This is a genomic window from Vibrio paracholerae, assembly GCF_037672085.1.
In the GTDB taxonomy this organism is placed as follows: Bacteria; Pseudomonadota; Gammaproteobacteria; order Enterobacterales; family Vibrionaceae; genus Vibrio; species Vibrio cholerae.
This window is the reverse complement of record NZ_JBBHLM010000002.1, coordinates 1,440,625-1,461,318: the sequence shown is the minus strand read 5'-3', so window position 1 is coordinate 1,461,318 and position 20,694 is coordinate 1,440,625. Positions and strand designations below refer to the sequence as shown.

15 protein-coding genes are annotated in these 20,694 nt (G+C 44.9%); 13 read left to right on the top strand and 2 right to left on the bottom strand.

Features of this window, described 5'->3' with window-relative positions; genetic code table 11:
- Nucleotides 1-107: 107 nt before the first annotated feature.
- The 10 genes from pepN to rmf all read left to right on the top strand — a co-directional run bounded on the left by pepN (nucleotide 108) and on the right by rmf (nucleotide 16,606).
- Nucleotides 108-2,714: an aminopeptidase N gene (gene pepN, locus R4537_RS11885; RefSeq protein ID WP_071177938.1), complete on the top strand. Its 2,607-nt coding sequence runs from the start codon at nucleotides 108-110 to the stop codon at nucleotides 2,712-2,714.
- Nucleotides 2,715-2,766: 52 nt separating this feature from the next.
- Entirely contained in the window at nucleotides 2,767-2,985 is a 219-nt protein-coding gene (locus R4537_RS11880) for a DUF2835 domain-containing protein (RefSeq protein WP_001110339.1), read from the top strand.
- Between the two features lie 188 nt (nucleotides 2,986-3,173).
- Entirely contained in the window at nucleotides 3,174-8,015 is a 4,842-nt protein-coding gene (locus R4537_RS11875; RefSeq protein ID WP_071177937.1) for an NAD-glutamate dehydrogenase, read from the top strand.
- A 73-nt stretch (nucleotides 8,016-8,088) separates the two neighbouring features.
- Nucleotides 8,089-9,099, top strand: a complete 1,011-nt coding sequence (gene pyrD, locus R4537_RS11870; protein ID WP_000966884.1) for a quinone-dependent dihydroorotate dehydrogenase — start codon at nucleotides 8,089-8,091, stop codon at nucleotides 9,097-9,099.
- A gap of 154 nt (nucleotides 9,100-9,253) precedes the next feature.
- Nucleotides 9,254-9,796: a cell division protein ZapC gene (locus R4537_RS11865; RefSeq protein ID WP_002032387.1), complete on the top strand. Its 543-nt coding sequence runs from the start codon at nucleotides 9,254-9,256 to the stop codon at nucleotides 9,794-9,796.
- 459 nt (nucleotides 9,797-10,255) lie between these two features.
- Nucleotides 10,256-12,382, top strand: coding sequence for a bifunctional 23S rRNA (guanine(2069)-N(7))-methyltransferase RlmK/23S rRNA (guanine(2445)-N(2))-methyltransferase RlmL (gene rlmKL / locus R4537_RS11860; RefSeq protein WP_071177936.1), 2,127 nt, complete (start codon nucleotides 10,256-10,258; stop codon nucleotides 12,380-12,382).
- An 8-nt stretch (nucleotides 12,383-12,390) separates the two neighbouring features.
- The gene (locus R4537_RS11855; RefSeq protein WP_080483226.1) at nucleotides 12,391-12,633 is read left to right on the top strand and encodes a glutaredoxin family protein; all 243 of its coding nucleotides are present in this window, start codon (nucleotides 12,391-12,393) and stop codon (nucleotides 12,631-12,633) included.
- Nucleotides 12,611-14,530 (top strand): ABC transporter ATP-binding protein, encoded by a 1,920-nt coding sequence (locus R4537_RS11850; RefSeq protein ID WP_071177934.1) that lies wholly within the window; start codon nucleotides 12,611-12,613, stop codon nucleotides 14,528-14,530. Before R4537_RS11855 ends, R4537_RS11850 begins: the two co-directional genes overlap by 23 nt.
- Nucleotides 14,531-14,535: 5 nt before the next feature.
- Nucleotides 14,536-16,266 (top strand): DUF3466 family protein, encoded by a 1,731-nt coding sequence (locus R4537_RS11845; RefSeq protein ID WP_071177933.1) that lies wholly within the window; start codon nucleotides 14,536-14,538, stop codon nucleotides 16,264-16,266.
- A 166-nt stretch (nucleotides 16,267-16,432) separates the two neighbouring features.
- Nucleotides 16,433-16,606, top strand: coding sequence for a ribosome modulation factor (gene rmf, locus R4537_RS11840; RefSeq protein ID WP_001881287.1), 174 nt, complete (start codon nucleotides 16,433-16,435; stop codon nucleotides 16,604-16,606).
- 83 nt (nucleotides 16,607-16,689) lie between these two features.
- Here rmf and fabA read toward each other — a convergent pair whose 3' ends face one another.
- Nucleotides 16,690-17,208: a bifunctional 3-hydroxydecanoyl-ACP dehydratase/trans-2-decenoyl-ACP isomerase gene (gene fabA, locus R4537_RS11835; protein ID WP_001180249.1), complete on the bottom strand. Its 519-nt coding sequence runs from the start codon at nucleotides 17,206-17,208 to the stop codon at nucleotides 16,690-16,692.
- 64 nt (nucleotides 17,209-17,272) lie between these two features.
- The gene (locus R4537_RS11830) at nucleotides 17,273-18,922 is read right to left on the bottom strand and encodes a S16 family serine protease (protein ID WP_071177932.1); all 1,650 of its coding nucleotides are present in this window, start codon (nucleotides 18,920-18,922) and stop codon (nucleotides 17,273-17,275) included.
- Nucleotides 18,923-19,085: 163 nt separating this feature from the next.
- On the opposite strand from R4537_RS11830, the gene matP reads away from it, so the two are divergent.
- The 3 genes from matP (at nucleotide 19,086) to R4537_RS11815 (ending at nucleotide 20,342) form a co-directional block, all read left to right on the top strand.
- Nucleotides 19,086-19,535: a macrodomain Ter protein MatP gene (gene matP, locus R4537_RS11825; protein ID WP_029627503.1), complete on the top strand. Its 450-nt coding sequence runs from the start codon at nucleotides 19,086-19,088 to the stop codon at nucleotides 19,533-19,535.
- A 19-nt stretch (nucleotides 19,536-19,554) separates the two neighbouring features.
- On the top strand, nucleotides 19,555-19,872 hold the full coding sequence (locus R4537_RS11820; protein ID WP_002020973.1) for a DUF3634 family protein: 318 nt from the start codon (nucleotides 19,555-19,557) through the stop codon (nucleotides 19,870-19,872).
- A gap of 158 nt (nucleotides 19,873-20,030) precedes the next feature.
- Nucleotides 20,031-20,342, top strand: coding sequence for a hypothetical protein (locus R4537_RS11815; RefSeq protein WP_071177931.1), 312 nt, complete (start codon nucleotides 20,031-20,033; stop codon nucleotides 20,340-20,342).
- Nucleotides 20,343-20,694: the final 352 nt, after the last annotated feature.

Sequence of the window (20,694 nt, the reverse complement as noted above, 5' to 3'; positions counted from 1 at the left end):
TTTAGGGCTTGTTATTCATTCACTGCGGCCTAAGATCTTGCTTCAATAACGCTTTTATTCCTGTATTTATTAACGTCACAGAACATAAAGTCAAAAGGATTACGACAATGGCTCACACTCCTCAAGCCAAATACCGCCTTGATTACCAACCGCCTTCACACACCATCACCGATATCGATTTGGTGTTTGATCTATACGATGATGCGACTCTGGTCACCGCTGTCTCTCAAGTAAAACAGCAGCAGGAGAGCAATACCTTAATTCTTGATGGTGAAACACTTGAACTCAGAGCGCTCAAAGTGAATGGCCAGGATTGGCAAGACTACAGCGTAGGGGAAGCTTCCCTTGAAATTCGGGGTTTGCCGAGTGAGTTTACTCTCACCGTCGTGACGAAAATCAATCCGCAAGCCAACACTGCTTTGGAAGGCCTCTACAAATCAGGGGGTGCATTTTGTACCCAGTGTGAAGCCGAAGGCTTTCGCCGCATTACTTATTATTTGGATCGTCCTGATGTTCTGGCGCGTTACACTACAACCGTTATTGCCGATAAAGCGCAATATCCCTATTTACTGAGCAATGGTAACAAGATTGCGCAAGGCGAGCAGGAAGCAGGACGTCATTGGGTGAAATGGCAAGATCCTCATCCCAAACCTGCGTATCTATTTGCTTTGGTGGCTGGGGATTTTGATGTGCTGCGCGATCAGTACGTCACACAATCGGGCCGCCAAGTTGCGCTAGAAATTTTTGTCGATAAAGGCAATTTGGATCGCGCTGGTCATGCCATGACATCACTCATCAACTCTATGCGTTGGGACGAGCAACGCTTTGGCCTTGAATATGACCTCGACATTTACATGATCGTGGCAGTGGATTTCTTCAATATGGGTGCCATGGAAAACAAAGGGTTGAACATTTTTAACTCCAAGTTTGTGCTAGCCAATGAGAAAACCGCCACCGACACCGATTATCTCGGGATTGAAGCCGTGATTGGTCACGAATACTTCCATAACTGGACGGGTAACCGTGTGACATGCCGTGATTGGTTTCAATTAAGCTTGAAAGAGGGCTTAACCGTATTCCGCGATCAAGAGTTCTCTTCAGACTTAGGCTCACGAGCCGTCAACCGAATTGGAAATGTGCGCATCATTCGAGGCCCACAATTTGCTGAAGATGCTAGCCCAATGTCGCACCCAATCCGTCCGGATAAAGTGATTGAAATGAATAACTTCTATACCCTGACCGTTTATGAAAAGGGTAGCGAAGTGATTCGAATGATGCACACCTTGTTAGGTGAAGAAAAATTCCAACGTGGCATGAAGCTGTACTTTAAACGTCATGATGGCACCGCAGCCACTTGCGAAGATTTCGTGGCCGCCATGGAAGAAGCTTCTGGCATCGACTTACAACAGTTCCGTTTATGGTACAGCCAGTCCGGTACTCCGACGCTTAAAGTCAGTAGTACTTACCATGCCGCAAGCCAAACTTATGAGTTAACCGTAGAACAACATACCGAGCCCACTCACGAGCAGAAAGAAAAACAACCACTGCATATCCCGCTGGATATTGAACTGTATGCGCCAAACGGTGATGTGATTGCGCTACAGTGTAACGGGAAAGCTGTTTCTAACGTGTTGGATGTGAAACAAGCTAAGCAAACCTTCCTCTTTGAGCAGGTCAAACAGCCGCCGATTCCGTCACTGTTGCGTGAGTTTTCTGCGCCTGTGAAATTGGAATACGCCTACAGTGATGAAGAGCTGATTTTCCTGATGGTGCATGCTCGTAACGAATTTGCACGTTGGGATGCAGGGCAGATGCTGCTTGCTAAATACATTCGTACCAACGTAGAACGAGTCCAACAAGGTCAACCTGTCGAATTGGCAGAGTCGGTGATTGACGCGTTCCGCGGCGTGTTACTCAGTGACAACCTTGACGCTGAATTTGTGGCCGAGATGCTCTCGTTACCAAGCCATAACGAAGTGTCAGGCTGGTATAAGCGTGTGGATGTTGATGCGATTGCCCAGGTGCTCACCTCACTCAAAACCATTTTGGCGACCGAGCTAGAAGATGAGCTTAGTGCAACCTACCATACGTTAAAACAAGACACTTACTCGATTGAACATGCGGCGATTGGTAAACGTACGCTGCGCAACGTGTGTTTGAGCTACCTTGCCTACACTGCTCAAGGTAACGCGTTGGTACAAAAACAGTACGCTCAAGCGAACAACATGACCGACACCATTGCGGCCATGACGGCGGCTAACCAAGCTCAGTTGGTGTGTCGTGAAAGCTTGATGCAAGACTACAGCGAGAAATGGAAACACGATGGCTTGGTAATGGATAAATGGTTCACGCTGCAAGGCTCAAACCCATCACCACAAGTATTGGATGTGATCCAGCAAGCCATGCAACATGAAGCGTTTAGCTTGAAAAACCCGAACCGTACTCGCAGTCTGATTGGAGCATTTTTAAATGCCAATCCAGTCAATTTCCACGCGAAAACAGGGGAAGGCTATCGCTTCGCTGGACACATTCTGCGTGAACTTAACAGTAGCAACCCACAAGTGGCTTCACGTTTGATTGACCCATTACTTAAATTCCGACTCTACGATGAACAGCGCCAAGCACTGATTAAACAAGAGCTGGAGCAATTAAAAGCGATGGATAACCTCGCGCGTGATCTGTTTGAAAAAGTCAGCAAAGCGCTGGAAGCATAAACTAAACTCAACAGGTAAACTCGGTGGCACTCTGTGCCACCTTTATTTTCCAATGAACTATTATTTTTTCTCGCTAAACATTTCTTATCAAACCTTTGTTACGCATTACTCAGGCGTAGCAAGTCATGTCATGGTCACCACCGAGCAAGGTTTGCGTTTACAACTCCCAGCAACACGTTTGCGTCCATTTTTAAGCCAAATTGGAGTAAAAGGTCGATTTCGATTAACAACTGACCAAAATAATCGTTTCGTTAAGTTAGAAGTTCTGTAAAAACATTATTTTGTAGTGGTTTAAATAGGTACTTTAGTCACAATCTCACACTTTTACCCCATAACACCCCCAAAACAATTAACTATTTATAAATAAAACTCTTACAATACGCCCTGCATTACCATCAGTAAGCGCTATGCTTACTGCACACCCCCTACAAAAATAAGAATCAAATTCTGGAGTCGACCATGACTGCGCGTGAAACTTTGATGCCGGTTTTGCTTGAAAAAGTCTATCAACTGATTCAAGACAAACTAGAGCTTGCTCAACAACCCTTAGTGACTCAACTTGGACAACACCTGTTCAGTAACATTTCACAAGACGACCTAGTGGAGCGTAACGAATCGGATCTTTATGGTGCAGTGCTCAGTTTATGGCACCACATCAATGAGAAAAAAGCCGATGAACGCTCAGTACGTGTATTTAACCCAACGGTAAGTCGCCAAGGTTGGCAATCGACCCACACCATTGTTGAGATTGTTCTACCAGATAGTCCCTTTCTGGTTGATTCGATCAAAATGGCATTAAGCCGCCTAGGATTGGCATCGCACTTAATGCTCAACGGACCTGCTCATATTGCACGTCACGACGATGGCTCGATCAAAAGCATTAATCAAGGAGAAGGGCAACTGATCTCAATGTTCCACATTGAAGTCGATCGCCTAAGCAGCAAGGAAGAGATGACAGAGCTGAAAAACGAATTGCTGGATATCCTGCATGACACCGCTCTGGTTGTGAAAGATTGGAAGCCGATGGCGACCAAGCTTGAACAAGTGATCAATCAGCTGGAAGCGGATAAAAAACAGATCCCTTTAGAAGCCGAACGCCTACAAGAAACCATTCAGTTTTTACGCTGGCTAGGTAACCATAACTTTACCTTTATGGGTTACAAAGAGTTCGATTTGGTAGAGAAAAATGGCGATACCGAACTGACGCCGACCAAAGACACCGGACTTGGCTTATTCTCTGACAACGAGCGAGTACGAAGCGTAAAACTCTCTCAATTCCCAGATTCAGCTAGGCTCGAAGCCAAAAAGCCTTTCCTGTTGATCTTAACGAAAGGCAACAAGCAATCGCGTATCCATCGTCCTGCTTATACCGACTATATCGGGATCAAAAAGTTTGACGCGAAAGGCAAGGTGATCGGTGAGCATCGCTTTACTGGGTTATACACTTCCGCAGTGTACAACCAAAGTGTTGAAGGGATCCCGCTGATCCGCGAAAAAGTAGGGCGCATTCTTGCGGCAAGCGGCTACCGCCAAGGCTCTTACGCCTACAAAGCCCTGCACAATATTCTTGAAAACTACCCACGCGATGAGCTGTTACAAGCCCGAGAAGAAGAGCTACTTGAAGTAGGCATGGGCGTTGTACAGATGCAAGATCGTGATTTACTGCGACTGTTTGTACGTAAAGACCCATTCGGACGTTTCTTCAGTTGCATGGTGTATGTGACCAAAGAGCGTTACAACACTGAGCTGCGCCGTAAAACACAACAAGTGTTCAAACAGTATTTTGGCTGTGAGCAAGATGTTGAATTTACGACTTATTTCTCAGAAAGCCCACTGGCGAGAACTCACTACATTGTGCGTGTCGACAATAACAACATCAACGTAGATGTGAAAAAGATAGAGCAGAATTTAATGGAAGCCTCAACCTCGTGGGATGATCGTCTCGCTGAAGCCATTGTCGCCAATTTCGGTGAAAGTCGTGGATTACCGCTGTCAAAAGAGTATCAACGTGCCTTCCCACGTTCTTACAAAGAAGATGTGATGTCGGGCTCTGCACTGGCAGATATCGAGCACCTTGAAGCGTTAGATGAGCATAATAAACTGGGCATGCTGTTCTACCGTTTACAAGAGACAGCCAAAGACTCCAAAGCGGTGCGCTTAAAGCTGTATCACAAAGACGAACCCATCCATCTATCAGACGTTATGCCGATGCTAGAAAACCTCGGTTTACGCGTGATTGGTGAATCGCCTTATGAAGTAGTGAAAGCCAATGGCCAAGTATACTGGATCCTGGATTTCTCTATGCTACATAAGAGCGATAAGCAGGTGGATCTGCGTGAAGCTCGCGACCGATTCCAACAAGCGTTTGCCGCTATCTGGGCAGGAGAGCTGGAAAGTGATGGCTTTAACCGTTTGATTTTAGGTGCATCACTATCCGGTCGTGAAGTTTCGATCCTGCGTGCTTATGCGCGTTATATGCGTCAAGTCGGCTTCCCATTTAGCCAGCACTATATTGAAGATACACTCAGCCACCATCCCGATCTTGCACAAGGATTGGTGGATCTTTTCGTGCGTCGTTTCGATCCGAAATACAAAGGCGGAGAAAAGGGCCAAGCTGAGATCATCAAATCTCTAACGGAGCAATTAGATCAAGTACAGAGTCTCGACGACGATCGAATTATCCGTCGCTATATGGAGATGATCAACGCGACGCTGCGCACCAACTACTATCAGTTGGATGAGAACAAGCAGAACAAACCTTGGCTATCTCTCAAAATGAAGCCAAGTGAGATCCCAGAAATTCCTGCACCAGTGCCTGCGTTCGAAATCTTCGTCTATGCCCCAGACATTGAAGGTGTGCATTTGCGCGGTGGTAAAGTCGCTCGTGGTGGGCTGCGTTGGTCTGATCGCCAAGAAGATTTCCGTACTGAAATTTTAGGCTTAGTCAAAGCACAACAAGTGAAGAATACGGTCATCGTGCCTGTTGGTGCAAAAGGTGGCTTTGTTTGTAAGAAACAGTATCTCTACACCACACGCGATGAGATTTTTGCAGAAGGTCAACGCTGCTACAAACGCTTTATTCGCGCTTTACTCGACGTAACGGATAACATTATTGAAGGGCAAGTGGTTCCGCCGAAGAACGTGGTTCGTCATGATGAAGATGACCCTTATTTGGTGGTGGCTGCGGATAAAGGCACCGCAACCTTCTCTGATTTAGCAAACTCAGTGTCAGCAGAATACCAATTCTGGCTCGGTGATGCTTTTGCTTCAGGGGGATCAAACGGTTATGACCACAAAGCGATGGGCATTACCGCCAAAGGGGGTTGGGAATCGGTAAAACGTCATTTCCGTGAAATGGGCATTGATTGTCAAACCACCGATTTTACCGCGATTGGCATCGGTGACATGGCCGGCGACGTGTTTGGTAATGGTATGTTGCTATCAAAACATATTCGCTTACTGGCGGCCTTTAACCATATTCATATCTTCATTGACCCAACCCCGGATTCTGCGAGCAGTTGGGAAGAGCGTAACCGCTTGTTTAATCTGCCTCGTTCAAGTTGGGAAGATTACAATCCGAAGCTGATTTCTAAAGGTGGTGGCGTCTTCTCGCGTAAAGCAAAAGCAATTACGCTGACACCTGAAATTCAGAAGATGCTCAACACTAAAAAAACCACGTTGGCACCCAATGAGTTGATCAAGATGATCCTGAAAATGGAAGTCGATCTCCTCTGGAATGGTGGTATCGGTACCTATGTGAAATCATCCATTGAAACACATACCGATGTCGGTGACCGAGCCAATGACGGATTACGTGTCGATGGACGTGAAGTGCACGCTAAAATCATCGGCGAAGGCGGTAACCTTGGTATGACCCAGCGCGGTCGTATCGAGTTTGCACTCAAAGGTGGACGCGTTAACACAGACTTTGTGGATAACGTCGGTGGCGTAGACTGTTCCGATAACGAAGTTAACATCAAGATCTTCCTCAATGGCTTGGTGGCCAATGGTGATTTGACACTCAAACAGCGCAACCAGATCCTTGAGTCGATGAAAGATGAAGTAGGAAGCATCGTGATTGAAGATGCTTATGGACAATCTGAATCGATTTCCGTGACCGAAGCGCAGGGCGTATCACTCATGAAAGAGCAGATCCGCTTTATCCATCACATGGAAAAAGCGGGGTATTTGGATCGTGCTTTAGAGCATATTCCGGATGATGAAACTCTACTTGAGCGTGAAAGACAGGGCATGGGATTAACACGTCCTGAACTTTCGGTGTTGACGGCCTACGGCAAAATGGCGTTGAAAGAAGAGCTGGCCAGTGAAGAGATTGCGCAAGATGAATTCCATGCCAAACAACTGGTTAACTACTTCCCAACTGAGTTACGCGGTCACTATGCACAGCAGATGGTGAACCATCCGCTACGAGTAGAAATCATCGCGACAGCCTTAGCAAACCAATTGGTTAACGAAATGGGCTGCAACTTCGTTACCCGTTTACAAGAAGAGACCGGCTCTAGCGTGGTCGATATTGCGAATGCGTATGCGGCCGCGCGTGAGATTTACGGTTTAGGCACCGTGCTCGAAAAAGTACGCAAACTGGACAACATAGCGCAAAGTAGCGCCCAATATGATGTGATGTTCCTCGTGCGTCGCACTTTGCGTCGCCTGACTCGCTGGTTACTGCGCAACCGTACAGGTAAGCCATCCGTGATAGCAATGGTCGAACGCTATCAAGAGGATGTCAAAGCTATCACCGAACAATTGGATAAGGTTTTGGTGAAAGAGGAAATTGTTGAGCATAATTCCATGGCTGAAAACTGGATAGAGAAGGGCATCGAGAAAGAACTTGCGCATTATGTGGCGCGTCTTTCTAGCCTTTACTCTGTACTGGATATCTCGGCCGTGGCGAAAGAGAAAGGCATCGCAGTCACTCAAACGGCGAAGCTTTATTTCCATCTCGGCGATCGTTTATCTCTGCACTGGTTCTTGAAGCAAATCAATCACCAAGCCGTTGATAACCATTGGCAAGCATTAGCAAGAGCCTCTTTCCGTGAGGATCTCGATTGGCAGCAACGCCAGTTGACTGCTCAAGTGCTCAGTAGCAATTTGAGTGATGCTCAACAGGAAATTGAACTGGCACTTGATAAATGGCTAGAGCGTAACCAAGTCTCAATAAGCCGTTGGGAGAACATCCTCAGCGAGTTTAAAGTCGGTACCGTTCATGAATTTGCCAAATTCTCAGTGGCATTGCGAGAGTTGACCTTGCTCAACTTAAATTGTCTCACTGTAGAATAAGCATTGAATTGCCTGACGAATGAGTCAATAATAACGCCCCGTTTATTCGGGGCTTTTTTCTTTCGGAGGCATTATGCTTTACCGCTTAGCCAGAGCTGGCTTTTTCCAATTGGATGCCGAAAAGGCACACGATCTGGCCATCTCTAATTTCAAACGTTTCACTGGCACTCCTTTCGATCTCTTCTATCGTCAACAACTTCCTCATCGTCCAGTTCAATGCATGGGCTTAACCTTTAAAAATCCAGTCGGTTTAGCAGCAGGGCTCGACAAAAACGGCGAGTGCATCGAAGCGTTTGGCGCGATGGGCTTCGGATTTGTTGAAGTAGGCACGGTCACACCAAGACCACAAGCAGGTAACGACAAACCACGCCTGTTTCGTTTAGTGCATGCTGAAGGCATCATCAATCGAATGGGCTTTAACAATCTGGGTGTTGATCACTTGGTTGAGAATGTTAAGCGAGCCAAATACGATGGGATCATCGGGATCAACATCGGTAAAAACAAAGATACACCGATTGAGAAAGGGGCAGAGGACTATTTGATTTGTATGGATAAAGTTTATCCTTACGCAGGTTACATCGCCGTAAATATCTCTTCTCCGAACACCCCAGGACTTCGTTCTCTACAATACGGTGAAGCGCTGGATGAACTGCTTGCTGCATTGAAAACTCGCCAAGCTGAATTGGCAGCGAAACACGATAAATATGTCCCGCTTGCACTTAAGATTGCGCCAGATTTAAGTGACGATGAAATTCAGCAAATCTGCCAATCGCTTTTGAAAAACAAAATCGACGGTGTCATCGCAACAAACACCACCCTAGACCGTTCGTTAGTTGAAGGTATGAAGTTTGCCACTGAAGCCGGCGGCCTCAGTGGACGCCCGTTACAAACACGTAGCACAGAAGTCATTAAGTGTCTGTATAAAGAACTCGGTGAAGAAATTCCAATCATCGGTGTCGGTGGTATCGATTCCTATATCTCCGCCAAAGAAAAGCTCTTAGCCGGAGCAAAATTAGTTCAGGTCTATAGCGGCTTTATTTATCAAGGGCCGGGGCTGGTCGCTGATATCGTCAAGAACCTGTAAGTTCCCCGATTTATCTGCAGAATTACTGAGGAAATGTCTAACGCATTTCCTCTTTTTTTTTCTCTGCACCTTCATAGAATTACTGATATTCATAGGCAAGGGTAGGTCACATGGCTTACCTCATCCTCCCAAATGTATCGTTGAGAGTGGAACAATGCTTAAACCAAGTGACAAATGGAGTTGGTACTTCTCAGATAGCGAAGGTTATCTGATGCTCAACCTTGGTGACGATATGCTGTTTCGTACCAATCTCAGTCGCAATCTTTTGGTGGATTGTGCATTCATCGAGAACCCCTTCACCGTAGATGACGCTTCTGATTTTCAGTTGTACAAAGAACACATTGCCTGTCTACCTCTGAGTGAGCCTCGTAAAGCGGAGTTGGCGCTGTACTGTGTGGCCGCAAAACGCTTCCACAAACCCGTACAGCCTAAAAGCTGGTTTTTTGATGTTCAGGGAACCGATTATACCCCACAACAAGGTCAGCTGATATCTCTACGAAACTCCCTTAACAGCGGTATTTTTATTGCGTTAGAAGTGGGGGAGAACGCCACTCTTTGCGCGTACAGTGATTTGGTTTCTTTTGCTTTAAACGGCAGCAAAACACTGGAATTTGGTCAAGTGATTAAAGTGATGCACGACAGAATGTCGGATGTGAATACACTTTTGTATACACCCCAAATGGCCATGGTCAGTTAATTTTTTATTCAATATTCGTTCCTTTCCTATTTCGTTCCTTCATTTCTTATCGGCGTAAGCCGATTTTTTTTGCCTTTAAATCGAGCTAACCCGTTACGCAATGTGAGATCGGTACAAAATTTAGACATCTATTTTTTACTTAAACACAACGAAACAGGGCATTCACTTTGTCTTTTTAAAGCGAAAATTCCCGTTTTATGACCTTTTGTAACTTATTTACACTGTAAAAACACATCTGGTATAGTCCAAAATAAGCATGAATAAGTAGTCACCAACAAGCATAAATGCTTAGTTAGCAAGCGATGGAACAGGAGTGTGCACACACTGACCGATATGATCGGCATAGAAAGGATCGAATGGGTAAAAGAGAGATTTTTTGGCTTGGTGATGAGTTAGCTTTAGGTATGGTTCACATTGTCAGTTATAATCTGAGACCATTTTTATCAGCAAAAGAACACTATGAATCAGTATCTAGCGGTGACGTCTAACGGCCTTGAGAATCTACTAGTTGAAGAATTAACCCAACTGGGTATTAACGATGCCAAACCCGTTCAGGCCGGGGTTAAATTTAAAGCAACCAATGAACAGATCTATCGTTGCTGTCTATGGAGTCGTCTCGCATCAAGATTTGTTCGTATTGTGGCTGAATTTAAGTGTCAGAATGACTTAGATCTCTATCTTTCAACAACTTCAGTCAACTGGGTCAACTATTTCCACAGTTCTAAAAAGCTCGTTGTTGATTTCAATGGCACGAACCGAGAAATTCGTAATAGCCAATACGGTGCGATGAAAGTCAAAGACGCCATCGTAGATTGCTTCACTAAGAAAAATCTTCCGCGTCCCTCGATCAGCAAAGATCTTGCAGATCTTCATATCCATGTCCGCTTACACAAAGAGAATGCTCTGCTTGGTATCGATATGGTGGGTTCTGGCTTGCATGCGCGCGGCTACCGAACTGAGGCAGGTAAAGCACCATTACGTGAAACATTAGCCGCCGCAATCATTCTGCGCAGTGGTTGGGATGCCAGTAAACCGCTTCTCGATCCTATGTGTGGCTCTGGTACCTTACTGATTGAAGCGGCGATGATGGCTGCCAATATTGCGCCAGGCTTACAACGTAAAAAGTGGGGCTTCGAAGCATTAGAAGATTTCGAACCAGAACTCTGGGCAAGTGTGAAATCAGAAGCCAGCGTGCAAGGTAAACGTGGAGTCAAAAAGGTAGAAACTCATTTCTACGGTGTAGATAACGATAACCGCGTATTGCAGACGGCTAAAGATAACGCCCGTCGTGCCGGAGTAGAAGAGTTAATCAGCTTTACCTTGGGCGATGCGGCAAAGGTAAAACGCCCAGAAAACTTCGCTGAAGGTATTGTGATTTGTAACCCACCGTACGGTGAGCGTTTAGGCACTCATCCCGGTTTGATCGCTCTGTACACTGCATTTGGTGCACAACTTAAAGCTGAGTTTGGTGGCTGCCACGCTTCTATTTTCTCGAGTTCTGACGAATTACTCAGTTGTTTGCGCATGCGTGCGGACAAACAGTTCAAGCTGAATAATGGTGCGTTACCATGTCACCAAAAAAATTACACCATAGCCATGCGAGAGCAAAACAGCGTCAGCAATGAAGGTACTCAAGAAATCCTCATTGCCCCAGATTTTGCCAACCGTTTGAAGAAAAACTTCAACAAGATTGGCAAGTGGGCTAAGCGTGAGGGGCTCGATTGCTTCCGCCTCTATGATGCGGATCTTCCCGAATACAATGTGGCTATTGATGTCTACCAAGATCATCTCATGATCCAAGAGTACGCAGCGCCAAAGGATATTCCGGAAGAGAAAGCGAAGCGTCGTTTGACCGATATTATTCGCGCAGCCATTCAAGTGTTGGATGTCGATGCGAATAACGTCGTGCTCAAAGTTCGTGAAAGACAAAAAGGCACGTCGCAATACGAGAAACTCGGCCAGCAAGCACAGACCATGCAAATTACCGAGTATGGCGTGAAGTTGATCGTCAACCTATACGATTATCTCGATACTGGTTTGTTCCTTGACCACAAAATTACTCGTCGTCGTTTAGGGCAAATGGCACAAGGCAAAGATTTTCTCAATTTGTTTGCCTATACCGGCTCTGCGACAGTACATGCTGCTTGTGGCGGTGCAAAATCGACGACGACCGTCGATATGTCGAAAACTTATCTTGAATGGGCCAAAGAGAATATGCAGCTAAACGGGCAGGTTGGGCGTCAGCACCAGTACGTTCAGGCCGACTGTCTACAGTGGCTCGCGAATGCCCAAAGCCAGTACGATCTTATCTTTATTGATCCGCCAACGTTTTCCAATTCTAAACGTATGGATCAAACTTTTGATGTGCAACGTGACCATGTCACGCTTATGACCAATCTTAAACGATTGCTGCGCCCAGAAGGGACGATTGTTTTCTCTAATAACAAGCGCCATTTCAAGATGGATATGGAAGCGCTACACGCTTTGGGGCTCAACGCTCAAAATATCTCGCATCAAACCTTACCGCTGGATTTTGAGCGAAATAAACAAATTCATAACTGCTGGCTGATCACCCATCAGAGTTAGGAAATTCAATGATAACCTTGTACAGCACTGAAGGATGCCATCTCTGTGAGATGGCCTATGCATTACTCAATGAAGTAGGGCTCACCGAACAAGTTGACGTGGTAGAGATTGCCTTTAATGACGAGCTATTCTCTCGTTACGCGGTCACTATACCGGTTGTCGCTTACCAAGGTAATGAACTGAATTGGCCTTTTGACATACAAGAATTAATAGAGTGGTTAAAACATAATGGCATTAATTACCATCCATAACGGTTTGCTGGCCTTTGGCGATCACCCATTACTGGATCACGCTGATTTCGCCTTACAAGAAAATGAAAGAGTGTGTCTGGTTGGGCGTAATGGCGCCGGAAAATCCACGCTGATGAAAGTACTCGCAGGCGAGATTCTGCTGGATGATGGCAAGATGCAAGTCATGCAAGATGTCGTTGTATCCCGTTTAGAGCAAGATCCGCCTCGCAATCAAGCGGGTACTGTATTTGATTATGTTTCAGGTGGTCTGCAAGGCATTGGCGAACAACTCAAGATCTATCAAGATCAATTAGATCTCGTGGCAACAGACCCAAGCGAATCCAACATTAATAAGCTTGCACATATTCAAGAGCTGCTTGAAGTTTCTGGCGCTTGGCGCTTTGAAGATCGAATCAAAAATGTGCTGGGTTCCTTAAAACTTGATGGCCACACCAAATTAACCGACCTGTCTGGTGGTTGGCAGCGTAAAGCTGCATTAGCACGTGCACTGGCGTGTGATCCCGATGTCCTGCTTCTTGACGAACCAACCAACCACCTCGATGTAACAACGATTGAATGGTTAGAAGGTTTTCTGAAAGACTTCCGAGGTTCTATCATCTTCATTTCCCATGACCGTGCCTTTATTAAGTCTATGGCGACCCGCATTGTGGATCTCGATCGCGGTCAACTCAGCTCTTTCCCAGGAGATTATGAAAATTATCTTACTGAAAAAGAAGAGATGCTGCGGGTTGAAGATCTGCAAAATGCCGAGTTTGATAAAAAGCTCGCTCAAGAAGAGGTTTGGATCCGTCAAGGTATTAAAGCACGAAGAACTCGTAATGAAGGACGAGTTCGGGCACTAAAACGTCTTCGTCAAGAACGTAGTGAACGTCGAGAAGTGCAGGGTAAAGTGAACCTGCAAATCGATGATTCCAACCGCTCAGGGAAAATCGTTTTTGAAGCCGAAAATCTTCATTACTCGATCGGTGGCAAAACCATTATTGATGGTTTCAGCTTCAACATTATGCGCGGTGACCGAATTGCGTTAATTGGCCCTAATGGTTGTGGCAAAAGTACCTTACTCAAAATTTTGCTGGGTGACTTACAGCCCGATAACGGCAAAGTACACTGCGGTACTAAGCTTGAGGTCGCCTACTTTGATCAATACCGCGAGTTACTTGATCCTGAAAAAACCGTTATCGATAACTTAGCGGATGGTAAACAAGAAGTGATGGTAGGCGGGCGTCTTCGCCACGCGTTAAGTTATCTACAGGACTTTTTGTTCTCACCCAAGCGGGCAAGAACCCCAGTAAAAGCGTTATCTGGCGGAGAAAAGAACCGTTTGCTGCTTGCGCGCATTTTGCTTAAAGCCAATAACCTATTAGTGCTTGATGAACCAACCAACGATTTAGATATCGAAACTTTGGAACTTTTGGAAGAATTGCTTGCCAATTACCAAGGCACTTTATTGCTGGTCAGCCACGATCGTGAATTTGTCGATAACACCGTCACCTCAAGTTGGATTTTTGAAGGCGATGGTAAGATTGAAGAATTTGTCGGTGGCTACCATGACGCTCAGCAACAGCGTGCCCAAGTTTTACAAAGCAGAGCTGCTGAAAATATTGTCAAAAAAGAAAAAGTGGTTGAGGAGTCTCCCAAATCCGCACCATCGAAAACTAAGCAGAAGAAGTTATCTTATAAACTGCAACGCGAACTTGAAGCTCTTCCGCAAAGATTAGAAGAGCTGGAAGTTGAGATCGCAGCGCTACAAGACATCGTCAATAGTCCGGATTTTTTTGGTCAGCCTGTCGATAAAACACAACCCATTTTAGACAAGTTAACTGCAACAGAGCAGGAACTCGAAATTGCTTTTGAGCGTTGGGAAGAGCTTGAAGCGATGCAACAGGAAAGTGAATAGAAAACATGAGTCGTATTACTTTTAAACGTTCGATTTTAGCCAGCGCCGTATTGCTTGCTACCCAAACGGCCAACGCGGCACTCTACCAAGTGATGGAAGTGACCCCAAGCACAGGGCAAAGCTACGGTAGTGCATGGGGTGTGGCGATCCAAGCAAGTAACCCTGATACTATTGCAAACTGCTTCACGAGCTCGTCAATTGATATTGGTTCTCCTTCTACTGGTACAATTGCATGTACAGACTTTGCTTTAGCAGGTGAAACTCGCATTGAAAAAGCCAGCACAGGTAAAGCAGTCGATGGTTTAAGTTACCGTGATGAAGTGGCTTTCGGGATTGATAATGCGTTCGTTTATGTACAAGAACGCAATGACTTTGAACGCTACTGCTACAGAGAGCTTTTGTATTCGACGTGTAATACCTGGGCAGATCCCCATTGGAATCGCTGGCAAGCAGAGATCAATAGTACGCAAGTTGCTAACTCAATTGCTTTTATTGGTACTGGAACAACAGGCGCGCCTGTTGATGTTGATGAAGCGCAAAACGTGATTGTTAATAGCCTAACGAGTAATGCTACGCCGATCGGGATCAATGTAAAAACTGGTGACGTGACAACGTATCGTAGAAACGCTAATGCCATTCAAGCCCGTTCAACCGTCGCACCAACTGTTACTGATGCCTTATATACCCGTGCATGGAAAACAGATGGTGTTTACACCGTTGGCAGTATTTCACGAAGCTCAAACAATAACGAGGGTGCCTATTTTTATTCCAAGCCTGCAATATGGAAAAAAGATGGCAGCACTACTACTACAGTTGAACTAAATTGGCCAAGCACGCGTGAAAGTACCAATAACCGTTTAGCACAAGGTAGCATCCGAGATGTGATTGAAAGTGGTGGCAAGCTATATGCTGTTGGTTATAGTTCTTTTGATGCCGACAATAACTACATGCAGGCCTCGGTTTTCGAACTAGATAACACCAGTAATTTTTCTAATGCAGCAAGTTGGACAACCAAAGCCGTTTCAGGCGCGGAATCTAGAATTGGTGGCGATTACATTCACAGTAATTCGGTAGTCACCGATGTAAACAAAAACCTCGTCGCGTTAGGCTCAGCTAAACGCGCAGGCAGCCGACCAGAGAATGGATCAGCAGCAAATCGTTTGTTTGTGATCAATGATGTGTCAGCTACTCAGCCAGCAGCTACTTTCTTAACGGGTGGTATTTTCTTTAATGGTGCAGGCGGCAAGGCTGGGGCAATTAACAGCTATAACGAGATTGTCGGTCAAGTTGATGCAGACGAGACCCGAGAGAACGATGGCAAACCGCGCCGTAAAAGAGGGTTTATTTATCCATACAGTGCCAATGGCAGTGATCCAAGCCGCATGGCTATTTTTGCTAATAAGGCTTGGTGGTTAGATGACCTCACCAATGACAATGCCGCAACAGGCAACAACAACCAGTTCCGTGTTATTGATGCCACGGATATAAATGATGCAGGCGTTATCTCTGCAACTGCGCTGAAATGTTCAGGTGGATACGATACGACGGCACATAATTCATTGTGTAGTAACCGCGAAGAAACCGTAGTAGCTGTGAAGTTGATTCCAATTACCGGCGCAACAAGTTCCAACATTCAAGCACGTTCGACTGAAGAGCAAGCCGCTGATCGTAAAGGTGGTGGCTTCGGATTAGGGCTTTTGATGGTGCTTGGTGTACTAGGGTTCCGTAGAAAATAGGGATTTTTGTCAGGAAGGGCACAAGCTCACAGATTTGGGTTTGTGCCTTTTTTATTGCTTGAGAAAGGCGAATAATTGATCGATTCTGTATTGGTGTGGTCATAAAAGATCCACACAAGTTTAATAGTTGTACGTTATACCAAAGTTACCGTATGAGGACAGAACTATGAAGAGACAAAAGCGTGATCGCCTAGAAAGAGCTCAATCGCAAGGATACAAAGCCGGTCTAAACGGTCGATCCCATGACGAATGTCCCTATCAACAGACGGAAGTACGCTCTTATTGGTTAGGTGGTTGGCGTGATGCTAGAAACGATAAACTTTCTGGTCTCTGCAAATAATTTCCCATACAACAAAGCTTGAAAAGGCTTATCGCTAGGAAAACAGCCCGAAACGGGCTGTTATTCGTTTAGAAATTCTATTTTTAAAACGCAGACGTATCTTGGAACAGACCGACTTTCAGATCTTTAGCTACGTAGATTTCTTTGCCATCAACAAGTACGCGACCATCAGCTAAACCCATCACTAACTTACGGTTCACCACACGCTTCATGTTAATTTCGTAGGTGACTTTTTTAGCGGTTGGTAAAATTTGTCCTGTAAATTTCACTTCGCCAACTCCAAGTGCACGACCTTTACCTTTACCGCCAACCCAGCCAAGGAAAAAACCCACCAGTTGCCACATGGCATCTAAGCCCAAGCATCCCGGCATCACTGGGTCTCCTGGGAAATGGCAATCAAAAAACCATAAATCAGGCGTGATATCGAGCTCAGCTAAGATCAAACCTTTACCAAATTCACCTTCAGTTTCTGACATCTTGGTAATGCGATCCATCATCAACATATTTGGCGCTGGAAGTTGAGGATAGCCCTCACCAAACAACGCACCTTGGCTTGACGCTAAAAGATCTTCTCGATTATACGAATCACGTTTGTTCTGCATTATTGATTACTCCATTTTTTGTTGGGTGCATGTTAGTGAACACGTGTACGCCAAACAACTCCGATCAGTGCCAGCTAAGCCAGTTTTTGATCCGTTCCACAATTCCGTGCGGTTGCACAAGTTTTTCAAAATTATCAATTCTTTCAGCGATCTTTGCGATCACGCTGTCTTCATCTTCTCCACGGAAAGGTTTACCCATGAGAAGAGGAATCGCTTCATCCACCGTCGAAACAGGCCAGATGTTGAATTCACCATTCTTAATGCTTTCTACAACTGATTTATGAAGCGCCAAGTGTTTCAGGTTCGAACTTGGCAAAATCACACCCTGTTCTCCAGTTAAACCTTGGTGACAACAGACACGATAAAATCCTTCAATTTTTTCATTCAGACCACCGACCGCTTGAACTCGGCCAAATTGGTCAACAGCGCCAGTAACGGCAATTTGTTGGTCAATCGGATACTCAGAAAGTGCACTCACTAATGAGCATAATTCCGCCAGTGAAGCGCTATCACCGTCAACTTCACTATAAGACTGCTCAAAAACAATCGAAGCAGAAAAGGGCAGAGAACCATCAAGATTCAAGGCGCTACTCACAAAAGCTTGCATAATCATCATGCCTTTAGCATGCAGGTTGCCGCCTAGCTCAACTTTTCTCTCTACATCCGCAATGTCACCATCACCAAAATGGATCACGCAGGAAATACGAGCAGGCTCACCGTAAGGCATTGGGTGCCCAGTGACTTCGATGACTGTCAAGCCATTAACTTGCCCGACTTGTTCACCCTGGGTTTCGATGATCACTTGACCGTCAAGAATGTCGTCTAGAGCTCTTTCGGGTAAATAAGACTCGCGCAGATAGCGTTTATCTAGAGCTATTTCAATATGTTCCGCGTCAATTAACGCCCCTTCAGACTCAAGGCGAGCTTCTTCAAGTAACGCTCGGTGCCACATTAAACAAAGGGGAGCATAATGTTGATCTTCAGTATAACGAGCACCGGCCGTCATCAGAGACTGGATGGCTGAGCAGGTTAATGAAGGTAAATTGTACTGTTCACACAACCAGCGTAGGTAGCCGAGGTAATCTTCAATCGTTTCTTCTTCTATCTTGAGATCTAATTCGAGCTCTGAAAACAAACACAAACCTGAATGAATATCAGCATCTAAAAAATCCAGATCGCCAAGCTGCGTGCGATCACCGACAACAATGAGTTTAACGTCGTAACTTGAACCCAAACGATTAGGGAGCGGAGACTTTGGATCGCAATTGATAGGAGAGACAGTTTCACCCAAAACGGCGGCTTTTACTGTTGGCCAATAGCGTGGATTAGCCAGCAATAAATTCGCTGAAACAATCAAATAACCGCCACTCGCTTGTTCGAGATATCCTGACGTTTTATGAACTAGACCACCATGCTCAACTTTGACTTGGCCTAGAATCTCTGAAATATCTAACGTCTCTGTACTCACGACAGGAACATCAAGATCCTGCTCAAGTAATGCGTCTTTAAAGAGAGAGCGATAAATCGAGTTATCGGGAGCATTAATCAAGAGGATTCGACTAAACCCTTTAAGGTGAACAAACTGTTCAAGCGCACTGGTTAAACGAGGCTGAATCTCGATCAGTGAAATGGGAGCTAGGTTAGGGTAGTTTTCAAAGACTTTGTTAAACTGCTCAAATTGAGGCGTTACACTGCGCCAGATGCTTTGGGTCATTGAGATATCGAACTGATTGAAAAGAGCCAAATTATATAGAAAAAGCCGAGCAGCGAACAGTGAAAGTCGACGATGATCTTTCTCGCTTTTTTGATAGGGAGAATTGCAAGTCTGCAGACAGTGGGTTACGCTGTCACTGTATAACAATGGAAAGTGGTCGAAGATGAAATATCAACAACTTGAAAATTTAGAATGTGGTTGGAAATGGCAGTATCTCATCAATAAATGGAAGGATGGGGAGCCCGTTACTCGCTATATTGATAAAAGTGAAATTGAAGCTGCGGTACAGAAGCTCAAGGCGATAGAACATGAACCGACCCATGTCTTGTCTTGGATTGAAGAACATATGTCTTCCGAGCTCGATAACAAACTTAAACAAGCGATCAGAGCCAAGCGTAAGCGCCACTTTAATGCAGAACAAATCCATACACGCAAGAAATCTATTGATTTAGATTACCGAGTTTGGGAAAAGTTATCCCTAAAAGCCAATGAGTTAGGTTGTACATTATCCGATGCGATTGAATATCTACTCAGCGAGGCTTCAAGAAGTGAAAAGGCAAGCAAAACCGTCAACAGTTTAAAAGAAGATCTCAGTCGGTTATTAGCAGAATAAGGAGATATCTCTTATGGATATGCTGTATGTAATACTTGTTGCGGCGATAATTATCTTCTGGTTAGTCGCGGTCGATAGACCCATCTTGGTGGTCAGCTTCAAAGATGGTCATCTTGTTCGTAGCAAGGGACACTTTCCACCAACATTCAAACATAACCTTATCGATATTGCTCAACATGAACCTTTTTCAGGGGAAATTAAAGTGTATCAACAAAGGACTGGAGCCAAACTGGCGTTTTCGAAGCAAGTCCCGAAAAAGATCCAGCAAAGAATCCGCAACGTATTCCCACACCAAGGCTTTACACGCCAAAGCTCGACATTAAAGAAAGGTCGCTAAGCGTATTAATAATCCTTGCTCGACATCGTCATTGCAAGAAAAAGCAGGTTAAGCTCCAAACAGCACAAGTTCAAACTCGCCAAGAAGATATTTCGGTTACATTTTCCTCCTAGCTTAATCTTGGTGAGGTGAATTTGATGAAGTTTTTGAGGCGAGTAATGTTGAGCATTTTCCTCACAATTTTTAGTCAATCGACGCTTGCGGACGATGCGGAATTGAATCGAGTGGCAAAGAAAATCAAGACTCAAATTGAAAAGTCGATCAAAAAGAGCAAAAAAACACTTGAAGGTTACTGTGATGTTTTTGTTGATTTAGATTACACACATCCGAAAAACGCTGTCGTAAAGAAAGTTTCCACATTAGGTGACAACGAGCTTTGCTTCATCGCAAAGAAAACCATTAATGTAGGCAACAAATATGCTTATGATTGGCCAGAGAGATACATAAGAGTTCAAGTGGTTTCGAAATGAAATCCGTTACAAAAATCATCCATAAACCAAAACACCTTAGTGCGCATTAGGTATATTATGTTAAATTTGAAGCGTGAAAGCAGGTCGCAAACCCTAATCTGCTCCCTATTCTTAATCCAGCATTAAACATAACTGCATTTACCATAAAATACCTAATAATCATATTTATCATTTTCAATGTTAAGTATGATTATTAGTGACATTGTCACTGTGCTTGCGCCAATTGTGTGTGCCAAAGTGTTTGTGTAATCCTTTGATTTGAAAACCTGTTACCAACACTTTCAAATGTGTTTAGGTTTGCTTCGCTAAAAAAGAACTCCACACTAAGGCGGAGTTCTTGGATATTTTGGCA